The sequence below is a fragment of the Elioraea sp. Yellowstone genome (assembly GCF_006704265.1).
GTDB lineage: Bacteria > Pseudomonadota > Alphaproteobacteria > Acetobacterales > Acetobacteraceae > Elioraea.
Genome location: NZ_VIKA01000049.1, coordinates 1 through 23,078, shown reverse-complemented (window position 1 = coordinate 23,078; position 23,078 = coordinate 1). Strand labels below are relative to the sequence as shown.

General features: G+C 72.7%; 27 protein-coding genes and 1 pseudogene. 11 read left to right on the top strand and 17 right to left on the bottom strand.

All coding sequences use genetic code 11. The features are described from left to right. The 6 genes and pseudogenes from FK498_RS09200 to FK498_RS09175 form a co-directional block, all read right to left on the bottom strand. Positions 1–272: pseudogene (locus tag FK498_RS09200) on the bottom strand (hypothetical protein); the annotation flags it as partial. Then, a complete protein-coding gene (locus FK498_RS09195; RefSeq protein WP_141853802.1) occupies positions 269–841 on the bottom strand; it encodes a DsbE family thiol:disulfide interchange protein in 573 nt (190 codons plus the stop codon). The pseudogene FK498_RS09200 and the gene FK498_RS09195, both read right to left, overlap by 4 nt. Next, positions 838–2,820 (bottom strand): heme lyase CcmF/NrfE family subunit, encoded by a 1,983-nt coding sequence (locus tag FK498_RS09190; protein WP_141853800.1) that lies wholly within the window; start codon positions 2,818–2,820, stop codon positions 838–840. The genes FK498_RS09195 and FK498_RS09190 overlap by 4 nt, the downstream gene beginning before the upstream one ends. Before the next feature lie 4 nt (positions 2,821–2,824). Further along, positions 2,825–3,325 carry a cytochrome c maturation protein CcmE gene (ccmE, locus tag FK498_RS09185; RefSeq protein ID WP_141853798.1) on the bottom strand — a complete coding sequence of 167 codons (501 nt, stop codon included), beginning with the start codon at positions 3,323–3,325 and terminating at the stop codon, positions 2,825–2,827. Further along, a complete protein-coding gene (gene ccmD, locus FK498_RS09180) occupies positions 3,322–3,501 on the bottom strand; it encodes a heme exporter protein CcmD (protein ID WP_141853796.1) in 180 nt (59 codons plus the stop codon). The genes ccmE and ccmD overlap by 4 nt, the downstream gene beginning before the upstream one ends. Next, entirely contained in the window at positions 3,498–4,277 is a 780-nt protein-coding gene (locus FK498_RS09175) for a heme ABC transporter permease (protein ID WP_141853794.1), read from the bottom strand. Before FK498_RS09175 ends, ccmD begins: the two co-directional genes overlap by 4 nt. A 79-nt stretch (positions 4,278–4,356) precedes the next feature. On the opposite strand from FK498_RS09175, the gene FK498_RS09170 reads away from it, so the two are divergent. Genes FK498_RS09170 through FK498_RS09160 form a run of 3 tightly spaced genes read left to right on the top strand, consistent with a single transcriptional unit; the run spans position 4,357 to position 5,429 of the window. Then, positions 4,357–4,653: a YciI family protein gene (locus FK498_RS09170; protein ID WP_141853806.1), complete on the top strand. Its 297-nt coding sequence runs from the start codon at positions 4,357–4,359 to the stop codon at positions 4,651–4,653. Positions 4,654–4,659: 6 nt separating this feature from the next. Then, positions 4,660–5,079 (top strand): EVE domain-containing protein, encoded by a 420-nt coding sequence (locus FK498_RS09165; protein ID WP_141853792.1) that lies wholly within the window; start codon positions 4,660–4,662, stop codon positions 5,077–5,079. Further along, positions 5,076–5,429: a Rieske (2Fe-2S) protein gene (locus tag FK498_RS09160; protein WP_141853790.1), complete on the top strand. Its 354-nt coding sequence runs from the start codon at positions 5,076–5,078 to the stop codon at positions 5,427–5,429. The genes FK498_RS09165 and FK498_RS09160 overlap by 4 nt, the downstream gene beginning before the upstream one ends. Positions 5,430–5,723: 294 nt before the next feature. Here FK498_RS09160 and FK498_RS09155 read toward each other — a convergent pair whose 3' ends face one another. Next, on the bottom strand, positions 5,724–6,755 hold the full coding sequence (locus FK498_RS09155; RefSeq protein ID WP_141853788.1) for a histone deacetylase family protein: 1,032 nt from the start codon (positions 6,753–6,755) through the stop codon (positions 5,724–5,726). A gap of 105 nt (positions 6,756–6,860) precedes the next feature. Between FK498_RS09155 and FK498_RS09150 the strand changes: the two genes are divergently transcribed. From FK498_RS09150 to FK498_RS09115, 8 genes are read left to right on the top strand one after another with little or no spacing between them, the layout of a single operon-like run. After that, positions 6,861–8,468 carry an ABC transporter substrate-binding protein gene (locus FK498_RS09150; protein WP_141853786.1) on the top strand — a complete coding sequence of 536 codons (1,608 nt, stop codon included), beginning with the start codon at positions 6,861–6,863 and terminating at the stop codon, positions 8,466–8,468. Positions 8,469–8,477: 9 nt separating this feature from the next. Continuing rightward, on the top strand, positions 8,478–9,461 hold the full coding sequence (locus FK498_RS09145; protein ID WP_141853784.1) for an ABC transporter permease: 984 nt from the start codon (positions 8,478–8,480) through the stop codon (positions 9,459–9,461). Further along, the gene (locus FK498_RS09140; RefSeq protein ID WP_141853782.1) at positions 9,461–10,309 is read left to right on the top strand and encodes an ABC transporter permease; all 849 of its coding nucleotides are present in this window, start codon (positions 9,461–9,463) and stop codon (positions 10,307–10,309) included. The genes FK498_RS09145 and FK498_RS09140 overlap by 1 nt, the downstream gene beginning before the upstream one ends. Next, a complete protein-coding gene (locus FK498_RS09135) occupies positions 10,306–11,910 on the top strand; it encodes an ABC transporter ATP-binding protein (RefSeq protein ID WP_141853780.1) in 1,605 nt (534 codons plus the stop codon). The genes FK498_RS09140 and FK498_RS09135 overlap by 4 nt, the downstream gene beginning before the upstream one ends. 9 nt (positions 11,911–11,919) lie before the next feature. Then, positions 11,920–13,206, top strand: coding sequence for an ArgE/DapE family deacylase (locus FK498_RS09130; RefSeq protein WP_141853778.1), 1,287 nt, complete (start codon positions 11,920–11,922; stop codon positions 13,204–13,206). After that, positions 13,206–14,435, top strand: coding sequence for a Zn-dependent hydrolase (locus FK498_RS09125; protein ID WP_141853776.1), 1,230 nt, complete (start codon positions 13,206–13,208; stop codon positions 14,433–14,435). The genes FK498_RS09130 and FK498_RS09125 overlap by 1 nt, the downstream gene beginning before the upstream one ends. After that, a complete protein-coding gene (locus FK498_RS09120) occupies positions 14,435–15,904 on the top strand; it encodes a M81 family metallopeptidase (RefSeq protein WP_141853774.1) in 1,470 nt (489 codons plus the stop codon). Before FK498_RS09125 ends, FK498_RS09120 begins: the two co-directional genes overlap by 1 nt. Beyond that, the gene (locus FK498_RS09115; protein ID WP_141853772.1) at positions 15,904–16,287 is read left to right on the top strand and encodes a DUF4870 domain-containing protein; all 384 of its coding nucleotides are present in this window, start codon (positions 15,904–15,906) and stop codon (positions 16,285–16,287) included. Before FK498_RS09120 ends, FK498_RS09115 begins: the two co-directional genes overlap by 1 nt. On the opposite strand, the gene FK498_RS09110 is transcribed toward FK498_RS09115, so the two are convergent. The 10 genes from FK498_RS09110 to FK498_RS19260 form a co-directional block, all read right to left on the bottom strand. Then, positions 16,288–17,217, bottom strand: a complete 930-nt coding sequence (locus FK498_RS09110) for a sugar kinase (RefSeq protein WP_141853770.1) — start codon at positions 17,215–17,217, stop codon at positions 16,288–16,290. It abuts the gene before it with no gap. Next, a complete protein-coding gene (locus FK498_RS09105; protein WP_141853767.1) occupies positions 17,214–17,834 on the bottom strand; it encodes a bifunctional 4-hydroxy-2-oxoglutarate aldolase/2-dehydro-3-deoxy-phosphogluconate aldolase in 621 nt (206 codons plus the stop codon). The genes FK498_RS09110 and FK498_RS09105 overlap by 4 nt, the downstream gene beginning before the upstream one ends. Beyond that, a complete protein-coding gene (locus tag FK498_RS09100; RefSeq protein ID WP_237560895.1) occupies positions 17,831–18,808 on the bottom strand; it encodes a C-terminal binding protein in 978 nt (325 codons plus the stop codon). The genes FK498_RS09105 and FK498_RS09100 overlap by 4 nt, the downstream gene beginning before the upstream one ends. A 53-nt stretch (positions 18,809–18,861) precedes the next feature. Beyond that, positions 18,862–19,953, bottom strand: coding sequence for a hypothetical protein (locus FK498_RS09095; RefSeq protein WP_141853765.1), 1,092 nt, complete (start codon positions 19,951–19,953; stop codon positions 18,862–18,864). A 190-nt stretch (positions 19,954–20,143) separates the two neighbouring features. After that, a complete protein-coding gene (gene purQ, locus FK498_RS09090; protein WP_141853763.1) occupies positions 20,144–20,830 on the bottom strand; it encodes a phosphoribosylformylglycinamidine synthase subunit PurQ in 687 nt (228 codons plus the stop codon). A 69-nt stretch (positions 20,831–20,899) separates the two neighbouring features. Continuing rightward, positions 20,900–21,109, bottom strand: a complete 210-nt coding sequence (locus FK498_RS09085) for a hypothetical protein (protein ID WP_141853761.1) — start codon at positions 21,107–21,109, stop codon at positions 20,900–20,902. A gap of 7 nt (positions 21,110–21,116) precedes the next feature. Further along, on the bottom strand, positions 21,117–21,356 hold the full coding sequence (gene purS / locus FK498_RS09080) for a phosphoribosylformylglycinamidine synthase subunit PurS (RefSeq protein WP_141853759.1): 240 nt from the start codon (positions 21,354–21,356) through the stop codon (positions 21,117–21,119). Positions 21,357–21,369: 13 nt separating this feature from the next. Beyond that, positions 21,370–22,134, bottom strand: a complete 765-nt coding sequence (gene purC, locus FK498_RS09075) for a phosphoribosylaminoimidazolesuccinocarboxamide synthase (RefSeq protein WP_141853757.1) — start codon at positions 22,132–22,134, stop codon at positions 21,370–21,372. A gap of 128 nt (positions 22,135–22,262) precedes the next feature. Beyond that, positions 22,263–22,688, bottom strand: a complete 426-nt coding sequence (locus tag FK498_RS09070; protein WP_141853755.1) for a hypothetical protein — start codon at positions 22,686–22,688, stop codon at positions 22,263–22,265. A gap of 54 nt (positions 22,689–22,742) precedes the next feature. Further along, a partial coding sequence (locus FK498_RS19260; protein ID WP_237560894.1) for an anti-virulence regulator CigR family protein occupies positions 22,743–23,078 on the bottom strand: 336 nt, incomplete at its 5' end.

Below are 23,078 nucleotides of genomic sequence, written 5' to 3'. Positions count from 1 at the left end.
AGCGCGAGCGCGGCGCGCACGCCGGTGAAGCTGCCGGGGCCGATGGTGGCGGCGACCGCGTCGGGTGTCGCCCCGGCGAGCACCCGGGCGGCGAGGACCGCGATCGCGGCGGCCTGACCGTGGCCGCCGGGAGCCTCGGCCGAGACGTCGCCGAAGGCGGCGGAGGTGCGGGCGAGCGCGCAGTCGAGGGAGAGGATCCGGGGGGACGACGGTCGTCCCCCCGCCCCCCCCTCCAGAGGGGCGGGGGGGGCCTTGCGGCCCCCCGCTCTCATTTGAACTTCCTCAGCAGCGGACGGACCTCCTCCGCCAGGATCTGCTCGGTGATCGGCCCCGCCATGCGCCAGCGCACGAAGCCATCGCGGTCGATCAGATAGGTCTCGGGCACGCCGTACACTCCGAAATCCACCGCCACGCGGCCGGTGGCATCGACGCCGATGCGCCGGTACGGATCGCCATGGCGGCGCAGCCAGTCCGTGGCACCGGGGTCCTTCTGCGTGCCGGTGTTGTAGTTGATGCCGAACACCGGCACGCCCTCGGCGGCAAGGCGCATGAGCTGCGGATGCTCGACCAGGCAGGGCACGCACCAGGAGGCGAAGAAGTTCACCAGCACCGGCCCCTCGCGCGCAGCGGCGGCGATGTCGGCCGAGGAGAGCCCGGGCTTGTTCCACCCCGGCAACGCGCCGAGATCGAACGGCGGCACCGGCCTGCCGACCAGCGCCGAGGGCACGCCGCGCGGATCGAAGCTGCCGCGCTGCATCCCGGCGAGCATCGTCCAGAACCCGGCCGCCGCGGCGAGCAGCACCAGCGCCGGCAGGGCGAAGAGCAGCCGCCGCGCCGTCATTCCGCCGCCACCGGCACGGGCGCGCGACGGCGTGCGGGCACGCCCACGCGCAGCCGCCGATCCGAGAGACTGACCACGCCGCCCAGCGCCATCAGCACCGCCCCCACCCAGATCCACGGCGCGAGCGGGTTCCAGTGCAGCCGCACCACCGTCGCGCCGTCCTCGCTGCCCTCGCCGATCACGCCATAGAGGTCGGCAAGGCCGGAGGTGCGGATCGCGGCCTCGGTGGTGTTCATGCGCGCGACCGGATAGACGCGCCGCTGCGGGGCGAGCACGCCGATCTCGCGCCCGTCGCGGATCACCACGAGCCGGCCCTCGGTGCCGGTCCAGTTCGGACCTGCGACCGGGCGCGTTCCCTCGAAACGGATCACGTAGGCGGCGATCGTCGTCGTCTCGCCGGGCTTGAGCAGCGTGATGCGCTCGGGCGCGATCCCCTTGCCCGCGATGCCCGCGACGCAGATGCCGACCGCGGCATGCGCGACGATGCCGCCGATCGCCCCGCGCGGCAGCCCGCGCAGACGCCGCCAGGAATCGGCGAACGGCACCGCGCCGAGCCGGATGCGCTCGGCGAGATCGGTCGCGGCCGCCAGCACCACCCAGAGCGCCGCGGCGAAGCCGAGGAGCGGCAGGGCGGCGCGATCGACGGCGGCGAGATAGACGACGGCGAACGCGGCGACCACCGCGAGCGCGAGCCTGAGCCGCGCCAGCGCCGCCCAGAGATCGGCGCGCTTCCAGGGCAGGAGCGGGCCGACCGCCATCGCCGCCAGCAGCGGCAGGAACAGCGGGAAGGTCGTCGCGTTGAAGAAGGGCGGGCCGACCGTGATCTTCGCCCCCAGCACGAGATCGGCGAACAGCGGATAGAGCGTGCCGACGAACACCACGCCGCAGAGCGTCGCCAGCAGCAGGTTGTTCAGCACCAGCGCGCCCTCGCGGCTGATCGGCGCGAACACGCCCTGGGGCGCGAGCGCCGGCGCGCGCCAGGCGAACAGGATGAGCGACCCGCCCACCGTCAGCGCGAGCAGGATCAGGATGAACACGCCGCGCTCGGGGTCGTTGGCGAAGGCGTGCACCGAGTTGAGGATGCCCGACCGGACCAGGAACGTTCCCAGAAGGGACAGGGAGAACGTCAGGATCGCGAGCAGGATGGTCCAGACCTTCAGCGCCTCGCGCTTCTCCACCACGATCGCGGAATGCAGGAGCGCGGTGGCGAGCAGCCAGGGCATCAGCGAGGCGTTCTCGACCGGGTCCCAGAACCAGAACCCGCCCCAGCCGAGCTCGTAATAGGCCCACCACGAGCCGAGCGCGATGCCGAGGGTGAGCGCGCACCAGGCGGCGAGCGTCCAGGGCCGCACCCAGCGGCCCCAGGCGGCATCGACGCGGCCCTCGATCAGGGCGGCGCAGGCGAAGGCGAAGGCGACCGCGGTGCCGACATAGCCGAGATAGAGGAAGGGGGGGTGGAAGGCGAGGCCGGGGTCCTGGAGCAGCGGGTTGAGGTCGCGCCCGTCCTCGGGGATCGGCCAGACGCGCTCGAACGGGTTCGAGGTGAGGATCGTGAACAGCAGGAACCCGACCGAGACGAGACCGAGCACGCCGAGCACGCGCGCGCGCAGGGTCGCGGGAAGATTGGCGCCGAACCCGGCCACCGCGGCGCTGCACAGGCCGAGGATCAGGATCCACAGCACCATGGAGCCCTCGTGGTTCCCCCAGGTGCCGGTGAGCTTGTAGAGCATCGGCTTCAGCGAGTGGCTGTTCTGAACCACGTTCGCCACCGAGAAGTCGCTCACCGCGTAGGACCACATCAGGCAGAGGAAGGCGAGCGCGACGAATCCGGCCTGGGCGAGCGCGGTGGGCGGACCGGCGGCGATCAGCAGCGCGCCGCGCGTCTCGCCGAGCCGCGCGCCGGCCAGCGTCAGGGTCGCCTGCACGCCCGCGAGCAAGAGCGCGAGGACGAGCGCGTAGTGGCCGAGTTCGGGGATCATCGCCTCAGTTCGCCGCCGGCCGGCTGAGCGTGTTCCACTGCGCTGCCGGCGGCGGCGGCTGGCCGGGCTGCCAGTGGCCGGCACGCTTCAGCGCATCCGCGACCTCCGGCGGCATGTAGGTCTCGTCGTGGCGCGCCAGCACCGAGGTCGCGGCGAAGCTGCCGTCGGGGCGCAGCCGGCCCTCGGCGACCACGCCCTGCCCCTCGCGGAACAGGTCGGGCAGGATGCCGGTGTAGGTGACGCGGAGCGACCGCGCGCCGTCGGTGACGCGGAAGGCGGTCTCCGCCCGCCCCTCGGCGTTGGTGCTGCGTGTGACGCTGCCGGCCTCGACCAGTCCGCCGACGCGGAACGGCCGGTCGGGCGGCATGGGCTTGGCGGCGAGATCGGACGGCGAGAAGAAGAAGACGAGACTGTCCTCGAACGCGGTCAGCGTGAGCGCGGTCGCGCTGCCGAGGCCGAGGCCGCAGAGCAGCAGGATCCAGAGGCGGCGCCTCTTGCGGCTCATGCGCTTCCTCCGCCGCGCCGGCGCGGGCCCAGGGCCTCGAGCCGCGCCACCTCGGCCCTGGCCGCGCGCCACTGCCGCAGCGAGATGGCCGCGAGCGCGACCAGCGCGCCGACCGCGACCGCGTAGGCCGGCCAGACGAAGGCCGCGTAGCCCCCCATGTCGAGGAACGCGCTCATGCCGGCATGGCCTCGGGCAGACGCGCCGCGGCCGCCCGCGCGAGCATCAGCGCGCGCGCACGGCGTTCGAGGATGGCCGTGCGCATCCGCAGCAGCACCAGGGAAGCGAAGGCGAACAGGAACCCCGCCGCCGCGACCAGCAGCGGCCAGAGAATGTCCATGTGGATCGCCGGCGCGTCGAGGCGCGTCACCGAGGCGGGCTGGTGCAGGGTGTTCCACCATTCGACGCTGAACTTGATGATCGGCAGGTTGACCGCGCCGATCAGCGCCAGGATGGCCGCCGGCCGGGCGGCGCGGTCGGGCTCGTCGAAGGCCGCCGTCAGCGCGATGTGACCGAGATAGAGGAAGAACAGCACCAGGACCGAGGTCAGCCGCGCGTCCCACACCCACCATGTGCCCCACATCGGCTTGCCCCAGAGGCTGCCAGTGATCAGGCAGATCGCGGTGAACACGGCGCCGACGGGCGCGATCGCGGCCGCGGCGATGTCGGCGAGCGGATGGCGCCAGACCAGGCTGACGAACGAGGCGACCGCGAGTCCGAGATAGCCCCCCATCGCCATCCAGGCCGCCGGCACGTGCACGTACATGATCCGCACCGTGTCGCCCTGCTGCCAGTCGCGGGGGGCAAAGGCCAGCCCCCAGACAAGCCCCAGCGCCGAGACGGCGATCGCCAGCGCCGCCAGCCACGGCAGCATGGCCCCGGACAGCCGCATGAAGCGGCCCGGATTGGCGAAGCGGTGCAGGCTCGAGCCGCGCGGGGCTGCGTTCCCATCCATCGCGCCCGATGATATGGGCCGACCGGGGCAGATTGAAGCGCAACCCGGCGTGTGGAGCCCCGTGAGGAAAGGGACCGCGATGCACTTCACCATCCAGTGCGTGGACAAGCCCGACAGCCTGGAGCTGCGCCTGGCGACCCGGCCGAGCCATCTCGAGTACCTGAAGGCCAATATCGCCAAGCTCGTGCTGGTCGGCCCGGTCCTGGACGGCGAGGGCAAGCCGCGCGGTTCGCTCTACGTGGTGGACGTGGCCGACCGCGCCGAGGCCGAGGCCCTGGCGGCCAACGACCCCTATGCCAGGGCCGGGCTGTTCGAGAGCGTAGTCGTCCGGCCGCTGCGCATCGTCTTCAAGGACGGCCAGCAGGTGGCAGGATAGCGGTCCGTGGCCTACTGGCTGGTGAAGTCCGAGCCCGACGCCTTCTCCTGGGACGACCAAGTGAGGGCCGGGGTCGAGCCCTGGACCGGCGTGCGCAACCACGCCGCCAAGCGGAACCTGATGGCGATGCGGGTCGGCGACCGGGCGTTCTTCTACCACTCGAACGTCGGCAAGGAGATCGTCGGCGTGGTCGAGGTGGTGCGGGAGGCCTATCCGGACCCCACCGCCGAGCCCGGCAGCCCCTGGGTCGCCGTGGATGTCAGGACGGTCGGGCCGTTCCCCCGGCGCGTCGGCCTCGCCGAGATGAAGGTGGCCCCCCGGCTCGAAGGGCTGCTGCTGCTGCGCCAGTCGCGGCTCTCGGTGATGCCGGTCAGTGCGGCCCACTGGCGCACGATCTGCGCCATGGGCGGGTGGCGGGAGCCGTGACCGCCGCGATGGCCGAGCGGGAGCTCTGCCGGCTGGAGGAGATCCCGGATGGCGGGGCCAAGGGGTTCGACCCGGCGCCCGGCCGCTTCACCGGCGTCTTCGCGGTGCGGCGCGGCCGCAAGGTGTGGGTCTATCTGAACGCCTGCCCGCATCTCGGTGTGTCGCTCGACATCGCCCCCGACCGCTTCCTCGATGCGCGGCGCGAGCACATCCAGTGCTCGACGCATGGCGCGCTGTTCCGCATCGAGGACGGGTTCTGCCTCAAGGGTCCCTGCGCCGGCGAGCGCCTGACGGCGATCGCCGCGCGCGTGGACGGGGATGCGGTGCTCGTCGGCCCGATCCCGGAGTGACGGCCGGGGCGATGAGCGACATCGCCATCTTCACTCCCGGCCTCGAGGCGTTCCTCTGGTTCGCCCTGTTCACGATCGGATTCGCCCTCGCGGCCAGCGCCGCCGCGTTTGCCCGCCGGGGCTGGCGCGGGCCTGCCGCGGCGACCGCGCTGAGCCTGGCGGCGGCCCTCGCCCTGCTCCTGGAAGACGAGGGCGTGATCCGCCTCTCGTCCGAAACGCTGGAGCGGCTCGATCGCTGGGCCCTGGCTTGGCCGCTTCCGATGGCGTTCGTCTGGTGGGCGGTGAACGCGCGGTTCAGCCGCGCCAGCCCGCCAGGAACCGCGCCAGGAGGCGGCCCAGGGCATCGACCGCGTATCCCCCCTCCTGGGTGATCACCGTCGGCAGGCCGAGCGCAGCGACCCGCTCGGCCGCGCGCGCGAAGCCGTCCGCGCTCACCTGCAGATAGCCGAGCGGCTCCTCGGAGCAGGCGTCGAACCCGAGCGCGAGCACAAGGGCGTCGGGCCGGAACGCGCGGATCGCGGCAAGCCCCGCGTCGATCGCGGCGAGCCAGCCGGCATCCGTCGTGCCGCGCGCGAGCGGCAGGTTCAGGTTCGCTCCCTCACCCGGCCCCGCGCCGCGCTCATCCGCCCGGCCGACGTACCAGGGATAGTAGCCGTCCGGGTCGCCGTGCACCGACACCGTCAGCACGTCGCCGCGCGTCCAGAAGATGCCCTGCGTGCCGTTGCCGTGATGCGCGTCGATGTCGAGCACGGCGACGCGCGCCACCCCGCCGCGGCGGAGCGCCTCGGCCGCGACCGCCGCATTGTTCAGGTAGCAGTGCCCGCCCGCGCGCGCGGCATAGGCGTGATGCCCGGGCGGGCGCGTCAGCGCATAGGCGGCAGTCGCGCCGGCGAGCACGCGTTTCGCCGCGGCCTCGGCGCAGGCGGCGGCGGCGAAGGCGGCCCTGTCCGTCTCCGCGCCGATCGCGCAGGCGGTATCGGCGAGATGCCAGCCCGCGCGCGCGACCAGCCCGCCGGCGCGCGCACCCTGCGCCAGCATCTCCGGTGTCGGATGGATGTTGGGCACGATCTCCGCCCCCGCATCGGGCAGGGCGCGCCATTCCGCATGGGACTCGCGCAGGAAGGCGAGATAGGCGGGGTCGTGCACGGCCTCGAGAAGGGCGCGATCCGGCGGTGGCGGCTCGTGGATCGCAAGCCCCGCGTCCTGGCACGCGCCGAGCAGCGCCGAGGCGCGCGCCGGCACCTCGAAATGGTGCACGACGCGGCCGCGCATCAGGAAGAACTGCGGCGCGTGCAGCATCTGGTCGGGGTGGAAGAACACGTCCATGCGGCGACGCTACGGAGTGGGCGGCGCCGGGGCAAGGCGGCTTGCCGCGCCGCAGCGCCGCGCGCTAGCCTGCTCGAGCGCACAGACGAAGGGGAGACTTCCGTGATGACCGATCCGCGCAGCCCCGCGCTCGGCCGTCGCGCCGTTCTTGCCGGCGCCGCCGCCGCACCGATGCTGATGACGGTCGATCAGGCGCGCGCGCAAGGGGTCGCGCCGCGGCGCGGCGGGGTGCTGAACACGATCATCACGCCCGAACCGCCGCTGCTGATCCTCGGCGTCAACAACCAGGGCCCGACCCTGATCGTCGGTGGCAAGATCTACCAGGGCCTGGTGAAGCTCTCGCCCAGGCTCGAACCGCTGCCGGAACTGGCGCGAAGCTGGTCGGTCTCGCCGGACGGGCGCGTCTACACCTTCACCCTGCAGGACAACATCACCTTCCACGACGGCAGGCCCTGCACCGCCGAGGACGTGATCTTCTCGGTCACGAAGTTCCACATGGAGGTGAACCCCCGCGCGCGCGCGATCCTCGAGCGGATCGAGAAGGCCGAGGCGCCCGACCCGAAGACCGTGGTGTTCACACTGAAGGCGCCGTTCGAGCCGTTCCTGCTGATCTTCGACGTCACTGCCTGCGCGATCGTGCCGAAGCACCTCTACGACGGCACCGACTACCGCAACAACCCGAACAACAGCACGCCGATCGGCACGGGCCCGTTCAGGCTCGCCGAGTGGCAGCGCGGCAACTTCATCCGCCTTGCGCGCCACGAGCAGTACTGGAAGCCGGGCCAGCCCTATCTCGACGGGATCATCTACCGCGTCGTGCCCGACAGCCAGAGCCGCGCGCTCGCGCTGCAGACCGGGCAGGTGCAGATGACGCAGTTCAACGACATCGAGCCCTTCGACGTGCCGCGTTTCCAGGCGATGCCGAACCTGGCGGTGGCGACCGACGGATGGGAGCTCTTCTCGCCGCTCTCCTGGATCGAGATCAACCACCGCATCAAGCCGCTGGATGATGCGCGCTTCCGCCGGGCGATGGCGCACGCGGTGGACCGCAACTTCATCGCCCAGCGTCTCTGGTTCGGCGTCGGCCGGCCGGCGACCAGCCCGATCGCCTCGACCACGCGCTTCCACGATCCGACGGCCAGGATGCCGGACTTCAACCCGCGCGAGGCGGCCGCGATCCTCGACGGCATGGGGCTCAGGCCGAACGCGGACGGGGTGCGCGCCTCGATCAAGATGATGCAGCTGCCCTACGGCGAGGTGTGGAACCGGCTCTCGGAGTATCTGCGCCAGGCGCTGCGCCAGGTCGGCATCGCGGTGGAGCTCGAGAGCACCGACGTCGCCGGCTGGGTGCGCCGCCTCGCCAACTGGGAGTTCGAGACCACGATCAACTTCGTCTACCAGTGGGGCGACCCGACGCTCGGCGTCGAGCGCACCTATGTCAGCAGCAACATCAAGAAGGTCGCGTTCACCAACACGGCCGGCTACGTCAACGCGGAGGTGGACAGGCTGTTCGCGCAGGCGCGCGACGAGCCGCAGGCCGAGAAGCGGCGCGCGCTGTTCAGCGAGGTGCAGAAGAAGCTGGTCGCCGATGTGCCGCTGGTGTGGCTGATGGAGCTCGCCTTCCCGACCATCCACGAGAAGCGGCTGAGGAACGTGATCACCACGGGCACGGGCGTGCACGCGAGCTTCGACGACGTGTTCTTCGCCTCCTGACGCCCCGGCATGGGAGCGGGCGCCCTCGCGGCCTTCCTCGCGCAGCGGACCGTCAAGGCGGCCTTCGTCATCCTCGGCGTCGTCGTCTTCCAGTTCGTGCTGATCCGGCTCGCCCCCGGCGACCCGGCGAGCGTGATCGCCGGCCAGTCGGGGGCGGCGGATCCGCTCTTCATGGCGCAGCTGCGCGAGCAGTTCGGGCTGGACCGGCCGCTCTGGGAGCAGCTGCTGATCTATCTGCGCGACATCCTCACCCTCGATCTCGGCTTCAGCCACCGCCAGCAGCGCACCGTGGCCTCGCTGATCGGCGAGCGCCTGCCGGCGACGCTCCTGCTCACCGGCGCCGCCTTCGCCTTCGCGCTGATCGGCGGGGTGGCGCTCGGGGTGGCCGCCTCGCGCCGGGTCGGCCGGCCGGCCGACAGCGCGATCACCGTGATCGCGCTCACCTTCTACGCCACGCCGATCTTCTGGGTGGGCCTCCTGCTGGTGCTGGTGTTCTCGGTCTGGCTGGAGTGGCTGCCCTCCTTCGGCATGTTCACGGTCGGCGCGGATCTGACAGGCCTCGCCCATGCGCTCGACGTCGCCAAGCACCTGATCCTGCCGGCGCTGACGCTCGGGCTGTTCTTCCTCGCGATCTACGCGCGCCTCGCGCGCGCCTCCATGCTCGAGGTGGCCGACCAGGACTTCGTGCGCACCGCCCGCGCCAAGGGCGTGCCCGAGGGGCGGATCGTGCGCGTGCACGTGCTGCGCAACGCGCTCCTGCCCGTGATCACCTTCGCCGGCATCCAGGCCGGGCAGCTTGTCGGCGGCTCGATCCTGGTCGAGACCGTGTTCGCCTGGCCGGGCATCGGCCGGCTCGCCTTCGAGGCGCTGCTCGCGCGCGACTACGCCGTGCTGCTCGGCGTGTTCTTCTGCACCGCCGTGATGGTGGTGGTGTTCAACCTGGTCACCGACCTGCTCTATGCCGTGGTCGATCCGCGCGTGGAGGTGGCGTGATGGCGGAGTTCTGGCGCCGCTTCCGCCGCAATCTCGGCGCGGTGATCGGACTCGCCATCCTTGCGCTGATCGGGCTGACCGCGATCCTCGCCCCGGTTCTGTTCCCGTTCAGCCCGTGGGAGATGCGCGGCATCCCGTTCATGCCGCCGGGCGAGGCGGGATTCCTGCTCGGCAGCGACAGTCTCGGCCGCGACGTCGCCGCCGGGATCGCGCACGGCACCTATGTCTCGCTGCTGGTGGGCGGGGTCTCCACCGCGGCGGCGCTCGCGATCGGCATCACGCTCGGCGCGGTGGCGGGCTACGCGGCCGGGCGGGTGGACGACGCCATCATGCGCTTCACCGAGTTCTTCCAGACGATCCCTTCGTTCGTCCTGGCCGTGGTTCTCGTCGCGATCTTCACGCCATCGATCAGCTCGATCGTGATCGCGATCGCGATCGTCTCCTGGCCGCCGGTGACGCGCGTGGTGCGCGCCGAGTTCCTCTCCTTGCGCTCGCGCGAGTTCGTCCAGGCCGCCGAGGTTCTGGGGCGATCGCGCATCGCGATCATCCTGACCGAGATCCTGCCCAATGCGCTCTCGCCGATCATCGTGCTCTCCTCGCTGATGGTGGCGACCGCGATCCTGCTCGAGAGCGCGCTGTCGTTCCTGGGCCTGGGCGATCCCAACCTGATGTCCTGGGGCTTCATGATCGGCTCGGGCCGCTCCGTGATCCGCCTTGCCTGGTGGATGAGCGTGTTCCCGGGGATCGCGATCTTCCTCACCGTGCTCGCCCTCAACCTCGTCGGCGAGGGGTTGAACGACGCGCTCAACCCACGGCTCGCGCGCCGGCGCGGTGCGCTGCCGGCATGAGCCTGCTCGCGATCGAGGGGCTGACGATCGCGCTGCCGCCGGGCGGGGAGCGGGCGCATGCGATCGAGGACGTCTCGCTCGCCCTCGATCCGGGCGAGATCCTCTGCGTCGTCGGCGAGTCCGGTTCGGGCAAGTCGATGACCGCCTCGGCCGTGATGGGGCTGGTGCCGGAGGGCCTGCCGGTGGTCGCCGGACGGATCGTGTTCGAGGGCACGGATCTGCTGCGCCTGCCGCCCGAGGACATGCGCGAGCTGCGCGGGCGGCGCCTGGGCATGGTGTTCCAGGAGCCGATGACCGCGCTCAACCCGCTGATGACGGTGGGCGAGCAGATCGCCGAGGTGTTCCGCGTGCACGGCGAGACCGGCGACGTGCGCGGCCGCGTGCTGCGCCTGCTCGAGGATGTGCGCCTGCCCGATCCGCCCGCCCTGCTTGGCGCCTATCCGTTCCGCCTCTCGGGCGGGCAGCGCCAGCGGGTGATGATCGCGATGGCGCTGGCACTCGGCCCCTCGGTGCTGATCGCCGACGAGCCCACCACCGCGCTCGACGTGACGACGCAGATGCAGATCCTGCGCCTGATCCGCCAGCTGCAGCAGGACAAGGGCACGGGTGTGCTGTTCATCACCCACGATTTCGGCGTGGTCGCCGAGATCGCCGACCGCGTCGCCGTGATGCAGCGAGGCCGCGTGGTCGAGCAGGGACCGGCCGGGCGCGTGCTGAACGCGCCCGAGCACCCCTACACCCGCGCGCTGATCGATGCCGTGCCGCACGGCAGAGCGCGCGCGGCCGCGACAGGCGGTGGAGAGGTGCTGCGGCTCCAGGCCGTGCGCAAGACCTTCCGCCGCGGCGGCGGTCTGTTCAGGCGTGGCACCACGGTCGTCGCGGTGAAGGACGCCGAGTTCACGCTCGCCAAGGGCGAGACGCTGGGCCTGGTCGGCGAGAGCGGGTCGGGCAAATCGACGCTCGCGCGCTGCGTGGTGCGCCTGGTCGAGCCCGACGGCGGCACGATCGCCTTCCACGGCACCGATCTCCGCCGGCTCTCGCGCGGGGCGATGAAGCCCTATCGCCGCCGCATCCAGATAGTGTTCCAGGACCCCTACGCCTCGCTCAATCCGCGCCGCAAGATCGGCGACATCATCGCCGAGGGGCCGGTGACACACGGCGTGCCGCGCCCGGAGGCGATGGCGCGCGTGCGCGAACTCCTGCGCCTCGTCCAGCTCGACGAGGGCGCGATCGACCGCTACCCGCACGAGTTCTCGGGCGGCCAGCGCCAGCGCATCGGCCTTGCCCGCGCGCTCGCCCTCGACCCCGAGCTGCTGATCGCCGACGAGCCGGTGAGCGCGCTCGACGTCTCGGTGCAGGCCCAGGTGCTGGCGCTGCTCGACGACATCCGCCACCGGCTCGGGCTGACCATGCTGTTCATCACCCACGACCTGCGCGTCGCCGCCCAGGTCTGCGACCGGATCGCGGTGATGCAGCGGGGCGAGATCGTCGAGCTCGGCGACACGGCGCAGGTTTTCGGCAGCCCGCGCCACGCCTATACGCGCGAACTGCTCGATGCCATTCCCGGCAAGCACTGGATGCCGCCGGCCCGGGCGGCGTGAGGGAGAGCGATGACGATCGATCCGGGTGCCAAGCGCGCGATCCTCGACGCCTGTGCCTCGCTCGAGGCCGAGGCGGCGGCGCTGCTCGGCCGGCTGGTGCAGTTCGACTCCACGCTCGGACGCGAGGGGCCGTGCCTCGACTTCGTCGCCGACGCGCTGGCCCTGCAGGGCCTCGAGGTGCGGCGCGTGCCGACCGAGCCCGACCGGCTGAAGGACCATCCCGGCTTCTCGCCGCCGCTGATCCCCTATGCCGGGCGCGACAATGTCGTCGGCCTGCACCGGCCGCGCGAACGCAAGGGCCGCTCGCTCGTGCTGCAGGCGCATGTGGACGTCGTGCCGCCCGGCGCCGAGGAGGAATGGACCACACCGCCGTTCCAGCCCGATCTCCGCGGCGGGCGCCTCTACGGCCGCGGGGCCGGCGACATGAAGGCCGGGCTCGTCTCGAACATGATCGCGCTGAAGGCGCTCGCGCGCGCGGGCCTCGCGCCGGCGGCCGAGGTGCAGGTGCACGCCGTGATCGAGGAGGAGTGCACCGGCAACGGCGCGCTCGCCACCATGCTGGCGATGCCGAAGGCTGATGCCGCGATCATCCCCGAGCCCGGCCCCGGCTACGAGGCGATCTACACCGCCGAGGTCGGCGTGGTCTGGGCCTGGGTGACGGTGACGGGGCGGCCGGCGCATGTGCGCGACATGCAGGCGGGGGTGAACGCGATCGAGGCGGCGATGGCGGTCGCCGCGCGCTTCAAGGACTACGAGGCCGAGATGAACCGCGCCGAGCACGTGCACGCCGCGTTCCGCGGCGTGAACCATCCGGTGAACGTCAATCTCGGCACGGTCGAGGGCGGCGAGTGGAACTCCTCGGTGCCCTCGAAGTGCCGCCTCGGCCTGCGCGTCGGCGTCATGCTCGGCTACACGGCGGCGCAGGCCAAGGCCGACATCGAGCGCATCGTCGCCGAGGCCGCGGCCGATCCGGCGCTGCGCGGGGCCAAGGTCACGCTGTCCTGGGGCGGGTTCATGGCCGATCCGTGCGCGTTCGACCGCGCAAGCCCGATCGCGGCGCTCGCCGAACGCAGCTTCGCGGAGGTGGGTGGCGGCAACCTGCGCGCCTACCCTGCGACGGGACTGACCGACGGGCGGTTCTTCGCGCTCTACCAGGGCATCCCCGTCGCCGTGTTCGGCCCCGATGCGGAGAACATCCACGGCATCGACGAGAGCGTGGGGCTTGCCAGCATGCACGCGATCACGCGCACCATTGCTCTGACGGTCGCGCAATGGTGTGGTACGGAGACGGCGTGATGGACAACCTGCCGGTCAGCGGACAGCGCCTGTGGGACAGCCTGATGGAGATGGCGCGCATCGGTGCGACGCCGAAGGGCGGCTGCAACCGTCAGGCGCTCACCGATCTCGACGGCAGGGCGCGTCACCTGCTGCGCCACTGGTGCGAGGCGCTGGGGCTGACGATGACCGTCGATCGCGTCGGCAACATGGCGTTCCGCCGCGAGGGCGCCGATCCGGCACGCAAACCGGTCGCGATCGGCAGCCATCTCGACACCCAGCCCACCGGCGGCAGGTTCGACGGCGTGCTCGGCGTGCTGGCCGGGCTCGAGACGCTGCGCGCGCTCGACGAGGCGGGCATCCGCACGCGCGCGCCGATCCTGCTCGTCAACTGGACCAACGAGGAGGGGGCGCGCTTCTCGCCCCCCATGATGGGTTCGGGCGTCGCGGTCGGCGTGTTCACCGAGGAGGAGATCCTCGCCAAGACCGATCCCGCCGGCGCGGTGTTCGGACGCGAGCTCGCGCGCATCGGCTGGCAGGGCGAGGCCGATCCCGCCTGGGCGCGCGACCTCGCCGCCTATCTCGAGCTGCACATCGAGCAGGGACCGCTCCTGGAGGCCGAGGGGGCGATCATCGGCGTGGTCACCGGCGCCTCGGCCCAGGCCTGGTTCGAGGTGACGGTCGCGGGCGCGGAGGCGCATGGCGGCAACGGCATGGCGATGCGCCGCGACGCGCTGGTCGCCGCCTCGCTGATGATCGCCGCGGTGGAGGGGATCGCGCTCGAGCACGGCGGCAACGGCACGGTCGGCCGGCTGACGCTCTCTCCCGACAGCCGCAACGTCGTGCCGGGGCGGGTCTGGTTCACGGTCGATCTGCGCCACCCGGACGAGGCGGGGCTCGACCGCATGGTGCGCGCCCTGCACACGCGCATCGGCGCGATCGCCGCCGCGCGGCGCGTCGCGGCGACCGTCGCGCCGTTCTGGTCCGCGCCGGCCACGCCGTTCGACCCGACCCTGGTCGGCCACGTGCGCGCGGCGGCCGAGGCGCGCGGCTACGCGCATCGCGACATGCCGACCGGCATCGGCCACGACGCGGTCTATCTCGCGCGCGCGGTGCCGACCGCGATGATCTTCGTGCCCTGCCACGGCGGGCTCAGCCACAACGAGGCGGAGAGCATCACCCCGGACTGGGCCGAGGCCGGCTGCCGCGTGCTCGCCGACGCCGTGCTCGCCGCGGCGGAGCGCGCCTGATGCGCATCGCGATCGCCGGGCTCCTGCACGAGAGCCACTCCTTCGCGCCCTTCCCGGCCGACCTCGCGGCCTTCGAGAAGCCGGGCGGCTTCCCGCCGCTCGCGCGCGGCGCGGCGATGCTGGAGGCGATCGCCGGCACGCGCGTGCCGGCCGCCGGCGCGCGCGAGCTGGCCGAGAGCGAGGGACACACGGTCGTGCCGCTCGCCTGGGGCATCGCCATGCCCTCCGCCCCGGTCACCCGCGATGCCTTCGAGACGATCGCCGGCTGGATCGTCGAGGACGCCGCGGCCGCCATGCCGCTCGACGGGCTCTATCTCGACCTGCACGGCGCGATGATGGTGGAGGGGGCGCCCGACGGCGAGGGCGAGCTCCTCGCCCGGCTGCGCGCCCGCCTCGGACCCGCGCTGCCGATCGCGGCGAGCCTGGATCTGCACGCCAATGTCACGCGCGCGATGGTTGAGCACGCCGACGTGCTGACCGCCTACCGCACCTATCCGCACGTGGACATGAAGGAGACGGGCGCGCGCGCGATGCGCCTGCTGCTCGATCGCATCGCGCATGGCCGCCCCTGGGCACGGCGGCACCGGCCGATCGACTTCCTGGTTCCGCTCTCCGCGCAGTGCACGCTCGCCCATCCGATGCAGGAACTCTACGCGGCGATCCCGGTCGTCGCGGAGCAGGCCGGGGCGGCCGACCTCTCGCTCTGCCTCGGCTTTCCATACTGCGACTTCGAGGGCTGCGGCCCGGCCGTCACGGCCTATGCGGCGACCGAGACGGCGGCCGAGGCGGCGGCGGCACGGCTGCACGACATGGTCGTCGCCCGCCGCGCCGAGATGGTGCAGCGCCTCTGGACGCCCGAGGCGGCGGTACGGCACGCGAAGGCGTGCGCCGCGCTGGGCGGGCCGCCGATCGTGCTCGCCGACACCCAGGACAATCCCGGCGGCGGCGGCCACGGCGACACCACCGGGCTCCTGCGCGCGCTGGTCGAGGGTGGCGCCGCCGGCGCGGTGGTCGGCGTGCTGAACGACGCCGCGACCGCCGCGGCCGCACATGCCGCCGGCGAGGGAGCGGCGATCGAGGCCGCGCTCGGCGGCCGGAGCGACGGCGCGCCGTTCCGTGCCCGCTTCGTCGTGCAGCGCCTCGGCGACGGCCGCTTCACCTGCACCGGGCCGATGACGCGCGGCAATCGCGCCGATCTCGGCCCCTGCGCGCTGCTCGAGACCGGAGGCGTGCACGTCCTGGTCGCGAGCCGCAAGATGCAGGCCTACGACCAGGCGATGTTCCGCCATCTCGGCATCGAGCCCGCCACCGTGCCGATCATCGCGCTCAAGTCCTCGGTGCATTTCCGTGCCGATTTCCAGCCGATCGCCAGGGAGATCCTGATCGTCGCGGCCCCCGGGCCGGTGGTGGCCGATCCCTCCGCCCTGCCCTTCCGCAACCTGCGTCCGGGCCTGGCGTTGAGCCCGTGATGGCCGGGTCGGTTCCCCGCACCGGCGGCGCCCTGCCGCCGAACGACGCCGAGCGGCGGGCGCGCACCATCGCGTTCGCGGTCTATGCGCTCTACGGTGCGGGATTCATCACCGGCCTCGCCTTCGTCGTCGGCGTGGTGATCGCGCATCTCAAGCGCGACGAGGCACCGGCCTGGCTGCGCACGCATCTGACGTTCCAGATCCGCACCTTCTGGATCGGCCTGCTCTGGGCCCTGGTCGGGATGATGACGACGTGGCTCCTGGTGGGCTTCCTGTTCCTGGCCTGGAGCTTCGTCTTCGTGCTGGTGCGCACGGTGCGGGGATTCCTGCGGCTGAACGACGACCGGCCGATCGACGATCCGCAGAGCTGGGCCTTCGGCTGATCAGCGCGCGAGCAGCGCCTCCACCGCCGCGCGGCGCGGGATCGGCGCGACCGCGCCATAGCCGGTGGTGGAGAGCGCGGCCGCGGCGTTGGCGTAGCGGAGCGCCGCCTCCGGCGCGTCGCCGAGGATGATCCTGGCCAGGAACGATCCGCAGAACGTGTCGCCCGCCCCCGTGGCGTCCACCGCATCCACGGCGTGCGGCGCGGCGCGCGCCAGCCTTCCGTCCGCGGTCGCGAGCAGCGCGCCGTCGCGGCCGCACTTCACCGCGACCATGCGGGGGCCGAGCCGCAGATAGCGCTCGGCGATCGCCTGCGGATCGGCGAGCCCCGTCAGCGCCTCGGCGTCGTCGCGGCTTGGCAGCGCGATGTCGCTCATCGTGATCGCCTCGTGGATCACCGCCCGCGCGCGCGCCACGGGCCAGAGGCGCAGGCGCAGATTGGTGTCGTAGGCGACCGTCACGCCGGCCGCGCGCGCGATCTCGATCGCGCGGAACACTGCGTCCGCCGCCGAGGCGCTGATCCCCTGGCTGATCCCGGAGGCGTAGAAGATGCGCGCGCTGCGGATCGCCGCCTCGGGCAGCATCGCCGGCATGTAGCGGCTGGCGGCGGAGCCGCTGCGATAGAAGGTGAAGTGGTGTCCGCGCGCGTCGTGGTCGACGAAGTAGACGCCCGTCGGCGCCTCCGGATCGCGGATCACGGTGGCGGTGTCCACGCCCTCCTCGGCCCAGAGCCGCAGGAACGCATCGCCGGCCCAGTCCGTGCCGATCGCGGTGATGTAGCCCGCGCGCACGCCCTGGCGCGCCGCGGCGATCGCGGCGTTCGAGGTGTCGCCGCCGAAGCCGCGCAGGTAGAGCGCGCGGCCCGTGCCGTCGTCGGGCTGGCGGTTGAACTCCAGCATGGGCTCGCCCATGCAGAGCAGGTCGACGCTCATGCCGCGAGCGCGGCGCGTGCCGCCGCCTGCACCGCGTCCTTGTCGCCGGCCGCGATCAGCGTCTCGTCCACCAGCCTGCCGCCGATGCCGACGAAAGCGGCACCGGCGTCCAGATAGGCGCGCAGGTTGCCGGGCTCGACCCCGCCCGTGGGACAGAACGGCACGTCGGGGAAGACGCTGCGCAGCGCGCGGATATGCGCAGGGCCGCCCATCGAGGCGGCGGGGAAGATCTTCACCACGTCGGCGAAGCCCTCGAGCGCCTCCACGACCTCGTCGGGCGTGAGCGCGCCCAGCATCACCAGCGCGCCGAAGCGCCGCCCGGCCGGCACGATCTCGGGTTCGTTCCAGGGGCAGACGATGAACCTCGCCCCCGCCTCGCAGCAGGCATAGGCCTCCGCTGCGGTGCGCACCGTGCCGGCGCCGACCAGCAGCGCCGGATCGCGCGCGAGCTCGGCGATCAGCGCCGTCGCGTTCGGCACGGTCAGGGTGATCTCGAAGGTGCGGAACCCGGCCTCGCGCAGCCAGGCGACGGCGGTGCGCGCCGTCTCGAGCGTGCGCGTGCGCACGACCGGGACCACCCGCGCCTCGACCAGGCGCGGCAGCAGCGGATGACTCATGCGGGGAAGGGATCCTTGTTGACCTGGTGGAGTGGTGCCTCGCCGCGCAGCACCCGCGCGACCTCCTCGGCCGCCTCGCGTTGCAGGTCGGCGATCGCCTGCTCGCTGTACCAGGCGGCGTGGTCGGTCAGCACGACGTTGTCGAGGCCGCGCAGCGGACTGTCGGGGCGCAGCGGCTCGGGCGCGAAGACGTCGAGCCCGGCGGCGAGCAGCCGCCCTTCGGCAAGCGCTGCGGCAAGGGCGGCCTCGTCCACCAGCGCGCCGCGCGCGGTATTGACCAGGATCGCTGTCGGCTTCACCTGGGCGAGGAAGGCGCGGCCGACGATGTGGCGTGTGGCGTTGGTGGCCGGCGCGTGCAGGCTGATCACGTCGGCCTCGCGCGCGATGCGCTCGAGGCTCGCCGGCTCCACGTCCTCCGGGAGCGACTTCAGGAACGGGTCGTGCACCAGCACGCGCGCGAGCCCGAGGGCGGCCGCCTTGCGGTGCACCGCCTGGCCGATCCGGCCGTAGCCGATCAGGCCGAGCGTGCCGCCGCGCAGGCGATAGACCTTGCGGTCCATCGGCACGCCCCAGGCACCGCTGCGCACGCGCCGGTCGGCCTCGACGATGCGGCGTGCCGCCGCCAGCAGCAGGCCGATCGCGTGGTCGGAGACCTCGTCGGTGCCGAAGGCCGGCACGTTGCAGACCGGGATGCCGCGCCGCGCGGCCGCGGCGCCGTCGATGTTCTCGTGGCCGACGCCGTAGCGCACGATCACCTTCGCCTTCGTCGCCGCGATCGCCTGCGCATCCACCGGGCTCTCGCGCACCAGCACGGCATCGGCATCGGCCATCGCCTTGCGCACCGCCTCGGCGTCGCCGCGGCATGGCCGCAGCACCAGCTCCGCCCCGAGCGGCGCGAGCACCGCCTGCTCGGCGTCGTAATGGGCGTAGCCGTCGTCGAGGATGACGACGCGACGGGTGGTCTCTGAGCTCATCCCGATCTCGGCCTTCCTGCGCGTGCCGGGTTAGCACGCCGGGCGGGGTGCTGTCAGGCCGGTGGCACGCCGGCGGCGCGGCAGGCGGCGGCGTCGCCCTCGGCGACCAGGCGCAGCAGACAGGCGCCGAAACGATCGTTGAAGGCGGGGGCCGCGCCGGCGCCGTGGCCGGCCAGACCCGCGGGACGCTCGATCACCACGAGCGCGCCGCTGCGCCAGGCGAGCGCGCGGCGCATCGCCGCAGCGCTGCGCGCAGGGTCCGGCAGCAGCGGATCGCCATCGAACATCACCGCGACGATCGGCGCCGCCGGATCGCGCACGCGCGCGAGCAGGGCGTCGAAGTCGAGCAGGCCGCGCCGTCCGTCGGGCGCGACGTAGTAGCCGGCCCCGGCGATCGCGATCGCGCCGTCCAGCAGGCCCGGCGTGTCGAGCGCCGCGAGCGCCGCCCAGCCGCCGGCCGACTGTCCTGCGGCGATCACGCGGCGATAGCCCTGCGCCTCGCGCAGCCAGCGCGCCGCCTCGCGCAGCGTCTCGTCGGCGAAGGACAGCACGGCGTCGTAGTTGCGGTCCGCGCGCGGCTCGCGCAGCAGCAGCCAGACGTCGAAGCCGGCATTGTTGAAGCGCTGCACGAAGGGATGCGGCATGCGCGCCTGCGGCGAGGCCGGCTCGCCGCCCCGGCCGTGCGTCCAGAGGATCGCGCCCCGTCCGTCCGGGCCGTGATGGAGCGTGCCCGCCGGCACGAACAGCATCCAGCCCGGCCCGCCGGTTCCCTCCGGAGGCGGGTGGTCGGCCGCGGGCTCGCCGTTCCACACCACCTCCTGGTCACGCGCGTAGAGCCGGCAGGGCCGGTCGCGGTTCACCTCCCGGCAGCCGGCGAGCGCCCGGTCGACCGCCGCTCCGGTGGACGGCGCGCCGGCCGTCCAGGCGATCCCGCCCGCCTCGCCGATCGCGAAGGCACGCGGCGCCGGGTAGGTCAGGAAGCGCGCATAGACCGGCCGTGCGGCGGGCGAGGGCAGCGGCACGGCGTCGATGTCCAGGACCGAGACGCGCGGCTTGGCCGCCGCCACCGGCGCCGGGTCCGGGTCCGGGACGGCGCAGGCAGCGAGCGCGACCAGGACGGCGAGGGCCGGAACCGGCGGGCGCATGACGGAGAGATACCGGCCCGGTGGAGCGAGGCAAGACCCGGCGCAGCGTCGCCCGCGTCGATGCGCCCCCCCCTGCCGCCGGACGAAGCGTCCAGAACGGTTCACCTCCACGCGGGTGCAGACCGCTCCAGCCCGTGCCGGCGGGCATCGCGCCGCGCATCCGGCCGCGTCCGGCCGGATGCGATCCGCGCTACGCCGCCGCCAGGCTCTCGAACAGCGGCAGCCCGTCCGTCCCGCCCATCAGCGGATCGACCAGATCCTCCGGATGCGGCATCAGTCCCAAGACGCGCAGGTTCTCCGAATAGATCCCCGCGATGTTGCGCGCCGCCCCGTTCAGCGCCGCCGCGCCGGTCGCCGCCCCGGTCGCATCGACATAGCGGAACGCGATCCGGCCCTCGCCCTCCAGCCGGTCCAGCGTCGCGGCGTCGGCGAAGTAGTTGCCGTCGCCATGCGCCATCGGCGCGCGGATCACCTGGCCGCGCTGGTAGTGCGCGGTGAAGGGCGTGTCGGTGCGCTCGACGCGCATGCGGCACTCCATCGAGAGGAAGCGCATCCCCGCGTTGCGCAGGAGCGCCCCCGGCAGCAGCCCGGCCTCGCACAGGATCTGGAAGCCGTTGCAGACGCCGAGGATCAGCCCGCCACGCGCGGCGTGCTCGGCGATCGGCCGCATGATCGGGCTGCGCGCCGCGATCGCGCCGCAGCGCAGGTAGTCGCCATAGCTGAACCCGCCGCACAGCACGACGAGGTCGATGCCCGCCGGCAACGCGGTCTCGCGGTGCCACAGCACCTCGGGGCGGCGGCCCGTCGCGCGTTCGAGCGCGATCATCATGTCGCGCTCGCGGTTCGTTCCGGGAAAGACGACAACACCCGCCCTCATGCCCCCCTCCACGCGCATGGCGCGACCTTCACGACGGCGTTCGTCCGCCCGACATGCGGCGCCTCCCGCTCACGCCGTCCATCCGAGGCGGAGCCAGTGCATCGCCGCAAGCAGCGCGAGCGTGATGCCGACCGCGATCGCCGCGGCGTCGAACCAGAGCCGGATCGCCGCCTTCTTCCTCGCCACCACCCCGCCCTTCACCGGCGCCCGGCGCCGCCTCATCGCCCAGGCGATCACCACGGTGAGCGCGATCAGGATCAGGATCGAGGCCTTGGCCACTGGCGGCTCAGACGAGCTCGACGCAGAAGCTCTCGATCACCGTGTTCGCCAGCAGCCTGCGCGCCATCTCCTCCGCGGTCTCCTTCGCGCGCGCCGGGTCGGTCTCGGCGAGTTCGAGCTCGATCACCTTGCCCGCGCGCACCTCGCCCACGCCGGCGAAGCCGAGCGAGGCGAGCGCATGGCCGATCGCCTTGCCCTGCGGATCGAGCACGCCCGATTTCGGCATCACGGTGACGCGCGCCTTCACGGCCCTCGCTCCCTCACTGCATCGTCTCCGGCCCCTTGAGGTCGCGCACCCCGGCCTCGGGCAGGATGCCGAGCCGCCGCGCGACCTCCTGATACGCCTCCTCGACCTTGCCGAGATCGCGCCGGAAGCGGTCCTTGTCGAGCTTCTCGTTGGTCTTGAGATCCCACAGCCGGCAGGAATCCGGGCTGATCTCGTCGGCGACCACGATGCGCATCTCCTCGTTGTCCCACAGCCGGCCGAACTCGAGCTTGAAGTCCACCAGCCGGATGCCGACGCCGAGGAACAGCCCGGAGAGGAAGTCGTTGACGCGCAGGGCGAGCGCCATGATGTCGTCGAGGTCCTGCACCGACGCCCAGCCGAAGGCCGTGATGTGCTCCTCGGCCACCAGCGGATCCCCGAGCTGGTCGTTCTTGTAGTAGTACTCGACGATCGAGCGGGGCAATTGCGTGCCCTCGGCGATGCCGAGCCTGGTCGAGAGCGACCCGGCGGCGACGTTGCGCACCACCACCTCGAGCGGGATGATCTCCACCTCGCGGATCAACTGCTCGCGCATGTTGAGCCGGCGCACGAAATGCGTCGGCACGCCGATCTCGGCCAGCCGCAGCATGATGAACTCGCTGATGCGGTTGTTCAGCACGCCCTTGCCGGTGATCACGCCCTTCTTCTGCGCGTTGAAGGCGGTCGCGTCGTCCTTGAAGTACTGCACCAGCGTGCCGGGCTCGGGCCCCTCGAACAGGATCTTCGCCTTGCCCTCGTAGAGCTGCCGTCGCCGCGCCATTGGGAAAACACTCCTCAATCCGCCGGGAAGATCCGCCCGGTCGGCGCGCGAGGGTATAGCAGCGGGGGGGCCTGCCGGCCACCGGCCGGCAGCGCCTCCGTCATGCCCTGACGGCAGGCCGGTCAGCGTCAGCGCGCGGGCGGCAGGGCGTCGCGCAGGAGATCGCGGATCTCGCGGCTCTCCTTCTCGACCAGCAGGACCACCGACCCGGCGACCAGCACCTCGTGGCCGGGACGGTCGGCGAGCTTCTCGGCCAGTTCCGCCGGCACCGGCCGGGCGTTCAGCCGCTCGCTCACCCTGGCACCGCGCGTCAGCGACTCGGCGACGCCGATCGGCGGCGGATCGCCCACGCGGTCGGGATGTTCGGCATAGTAGTCGCGGATCGCGTGCGCCTCGGCCGTGGTGAACACGGCGATCGCGGACACCGCCGCCGAAGGCGGCACCACCTGGACCGACGGCACCGGTGGCGGGTCCTGGGTCGTCGGCGCCTGCGCGGCGGCGCCCAGCGCGAGCGTCAGGGCGAGCACGATCGGCGGGGCGTATGTGAGGGTCATGGACTTCTCCTCTGCATCCGCAGGGAACGCCGGCGCGGCCGCCGGGTTGCCGCGCTATCTGGCGCGCACCGCGTCGCTCAGGATGTCGTGAACGATCCCGCTCGCTGCGTGCACCAGCAGGATCGAGGCACCGGCGACCAGGACCTCGAAGCCCGGCCGGGGCGCGAGCTGTCCGATCAGCCCGGCCGGCGCGTAACGCCTGGCGATCCCCGGCGGCAGCGGTCTGCCGCGGGCGAGATTGCGGGCGATGCCGGGCGGCAGCGGCTGCACCGGATAGGGATGGGCGATGAACCACGCGCGGATGCGCGCCTGCTCGAGCGCGGTGAACGCGACCAGCGCGCCGAGCGCGCCCGCGGCCGCCGCATCCGGCGCGCCGCGGTCGGGCGGATC

Excerpts from the sequence above, each read along its gene's own strand:
- FK498_RS09095 (WP_141853765.1), bottom strand. The coding sequence starts at position 19,953 with ATGCGCCCGCCGGTTCCGGCCCTCGCCGTCCTGGTCGCGCTCGCTGCC.
- FK498_RS09195 (WP_141853802.1), bottom strand. The coding sequence starts at position 841 with ATGACGGCGCGGCGGCTGCTCTTCGCCCTGCCGGCGCTGGTGCTGCTC.
- purQ (WP_141853763.1), bottom strand. The coding sequence starts at position 20,830 with ATGAGGGCGGGTGTTGTCGTCTTTCCCGGAACGAACCGCGAGCGCGAC.
- purC (WP_141853757.1), bottom strand. The coding sequence starts at position 22,134 with ATGGCGCGGCGACGGCAGCTCTACGAGGGCAAGGCGAAGATCCTGTTC.
- FK498_RS09130 (WP_141853778.1), top strand. The coding sequence starts at position 11,920 with ATGACGATCGATCCGGGTGCCAAGCGCGCGATCCTCGACGCCTGTGCC.
- ccmE (WP_141853798.1), bottom strand. The coding sequence starts at position 3,325 with ATGAGCCGCAAGAGGCGCCGCCTCTGGATCCTGCTGCTCTGCGGCCTC.
- FK498_RS09105 (WP_141853767.1), bottom strand. The coding sequence starts at position 17,834 with ATGAGTCATCCGCTGCTGCCGCGCCTGGTCGAGGCGCGGGTGGTCCCG.
- FK498_RS09135 (WP_141853780.1), top strand. The coding sequence starts at position 10,306 with ATGAGCCTGCTCGCGATCGAGGGGCTGACGATCGCGCTGCCGCCGGGC.
- FK498_RS09170 (WP_141853806.1), top strand. The coding sequence starts at position 4,357 with ATGCACTTCACCATCCAGTGCGTGGACAAGCCCGACAGCCTGGAGCTG.
- FK498_RS09155 (WP_141853788.1), bottom strand. The coding sequence starts at position 6,755 with ATGGACGTGTTCTTCCACCCCGACCAGATGCTGCACGCGCCGCAGTTC.
- FK498_RS09110 (WP_141853770.1), bottom strand. The coding sequence starts at position 17,217 with ATGAGCGTCGACCTGCTCTGCATGGGCGAGCCCATGCTGGAGTTCAAC.
- FK498_RS09150 (WP_141853786.1), top strand. The coding sequence starts at position 6,861 with ATGACCGATCCGCGCAGCCCCGCGCTCGGCCGTCGCGCCGTTCTTGCC.
- FK498_RS09175 (WP_141853794.1), bottom strand. The coding sequence starts at position 4,277 with ATGGATGGGAACGCAGCCCCGCGCGGCTCGAGCCTGCACCGCTTCGCC.
- FK498_RS09125 (WP_141853776.1), top strand. The coding sequence starts at position 13,206 with ATGGACAACCTGCCGGTCAGCGGACAGCGCCTGTGGGACAGCCTGATG.
- FK498_RS09190 (WP_141853800.1), bottom strand. The coding sequence starts at position 2,820 with ATGATCCCCGAACTCGGCCACTACGCGCTCGTCCTCGCGCTCTTGCTC.
- FK498_RS09145 (WP_141853784.1), top strand. The coding sequence starts at position 8,478 with ATGGGAGCGGGCGCCCTCGCGGCCTTCCTCGCGCAGCGGACCGTCAAG.
- FK498_RS09115 (WP_141853772.1), top strand. The coding sequence starts at position 15,904 with ATGGCCGGGTCGGTTCCCCGCACCGGCGGCGCCCTGCCGCCGAACGAC.
- FK498_RS09070 (WP_141853755.1), bottom strand. The coding sequence starts at position 22,688 with ATGACCCTCACATACGCCCCGCCGATCGTGCTCGCCCTGACGCTCGCG.
- ccmD (WP_141853796.1), bottom strand. The coding sequence starts at position 3,501 with ATGAGCGCGTTCCTCGACATGGGGGGCTACGCGGCCTTCGTCTGGCCG.
- FK498_RS09120 (WP_141853774.1), top strand. The coding sequence starts at position 14,435 with ATGCGCATCGCGATCGCCGGGCTCCTGCACGAGAGCCACTCCTTCGCG.
- FK498_RS09140 (WP_141853782.1), top strand. The coding sequence starts at position 9,461 with ATGGCGGAGTTCTGGCGCCGCTTCCGCCGCAATCTCGGCGCGGTGATC.
- FK498_RS09100 (WP_237560895.1), bottom strand. The coding sequence starts at position 18,808 with ATGAGCTCAGAGACCACCCGTCGCGTCGTCATCCTCGACGACGGCTAC.